Genomic DNA, 2,170 nt, shown 5'->3' on the forward strand with positions numbered 1-2,170 from the left:
TACAAAACAGTATTCACCTGATCTAAACGCTCTACTCGAAGAAAATAAAAAACTCAAACAACAGCTCAAAATAGCTGAAATGGAACGTGAATTTTTAAAAAGGCAGCAGCGTACTTTGCCAAAGAAAGTCAGTAAGGTACGCCTATATGAAACAAAAAAGATATTCTTTTCCAATTACCTTAATGGCTCGATTACTTCATGTTTCAGTTTCATGTTTTTATGATCGGCTCAAGAGAGGCGTGAGCAAAAGAACGATTCAACGAAATCAACAGACGATATTGGTGAAAATAGCCCATGAGGAGACAAAGCAGAGCTATGGTTATATTCGATTAACCAAATACTTACAAGCTCAGGGCATAAAAATGAGTATGTACGCTGTACGTCACATAAAAGCGCTGAACCACCTGTATTGTAAGCGACACAAGCGTTTTAAAAGGACTACGAATAGTGACCATAATCGAGCGATCTATGAAAACCTGCTGGAGCAACAATTCTCAATGACTAGACCAAATCAAGCATGGTCAAGTGATATTACGTACATATGGACTGTTGAAGGATGGCTGTACTTAGCAGCGGTAAAAGACCTTTACACGAAGCAAGTGGTTGGCTATAGCTTAAATGAGCGCATGACAGCACAGCTTGTTTGTAATGCGCTAAATATGGCTATTCACAATCAAAAACCAACCAAAGAACTGATTGTGCATTCAGACAGAGGAAGTCAATATTGCAGCCATGAATATCGAAATATACTTGAGCAATATGGTTTTCAAGGTTCAATGAGCAAGCGCGGAGACTGTTACGATAATGCACCGATTGAAAGCTTTTGGGGAATACTGAAAAATGAGTTAGTGCATCATTACAACTATCAAACCAGAGAAGAAGCCAAAGCAGATATTATAAAATACATTGATAGGACTTACGCATTGACGGATTCAAAAAAGTATTAAAATAGTTTATAAAGTATCTGTGATCAGACGAACTAAACATGCTTCTACAGCAACTTGTACATTACCCATTTATATGGGCTTTCTCATGACAGAACCGAACTCTATTAGCTGCACACAACTTGCCGAGACTTATAATATCTCGCATGATAGTGTAAATCGCTTTCTAGAGCGTGAAGACTACACACCTCACGACCTATATCAAGAAGCAATTCAACATATTGATAATAATAAACTTATAGTCAGTATTGATGATACTGTTTTAGATAAACCGTATAGTCAGCATATGGACTTGGTTAGCTATTTTTGGTCAGGCAAACACCACCGATCCGTCAAGGGGATTAATCTCATTACCTTGTATGCGACAGATCAGAATGGTCAAAATATTCCAATTAATTTCCGAATTTATGACAAATCTGAGGGTAAAACCAAGAATGATTACTTTATGGATATGTTAAGTGAAGTACTCAGTTGGGGTGCAAAGATTCAATTTATTACAGGTGATAGTTGGTATTCATCGACTGCAAATCTAAAAACCATAAGAAAACATGGTATTCGATTTATGTTTGGTATCGACTGTAACCGTAAGGTTTCCCCTGAAAAAGGACAATGGTTTCAACTGCGTTTATTGCCAGATTTCCATCAGGGTCAAGTGGTCTGGCTCAAAGATTTTGGCTTTGTACAATTATTTAAGACTCAGTTAAAAGAACAGCAGAGGTTTTATATTGTGCATCAAGATGAAGATGATTTATTGTCCTTTGAGGGTTTTCATGAATTACATTCAAGTCATTGGAAAATAGAACAATATCACCGAGTGATTAAACAGGTTTGTCATATTGAAAAGTTTCAAGTAAGACGATCTAAACTGATTTTGAATCATATTTTTTCAGCCTTGATGGCCTACGTCGAGATACAAAAGAACCAGTTTGAGGGGATCTTTGAAAATGTATATCATTGGCAGAAGAAATTATTTAGACCAATGATCAAAAACTTCATTGATGACTTTATTCTCGATAAAAATCATCTGCTACCACAGAGAGTCTATAAATAACAGTGCGTAAGTCCTATAAGGTTAACTTATGAATAAACTTTTAAAAACTTTGGCATATTCTGGTTTTATCAGTGCAATGTTGTTTAGCCATGCAAATGCTGCAACGCCATTAACAGGATTGTGGGAAGAAACGATTATTTCTGACGACTATGATTCTGATGACAAAGATCAGTAT

1 protein-coding gene and 1 pseudogene are annotated in these 2,170 nt (G+C 36.3%); both read left to right on the forward strand.

Annotated features, from left to right (window positions below; genetic code table 11):
- Window positions 1–947: pseudogene (locus ACVOMB_RS20965) on the forward strand (IS3 family transposase); the annotation flags it as partial.
- A gap of 19 nt (window positions 948–966) precedes the next feature.
- Window positions 967–1,995 (forward strand): IS701 family transposase, encoded by a 1,029-nt coding sequence (locus ACVOMB_RS20970; protein WP_081399038.1) that lies wholly within the window; start codon window positions 967–969, stop codon window positions 1,993–1,995.
- Window positions 1,996–2,170: the final 175 nt, after the last annotated feature.

Source organism: Stenotrophomonas sp. STEN018 (assembly GCF_056760235.1).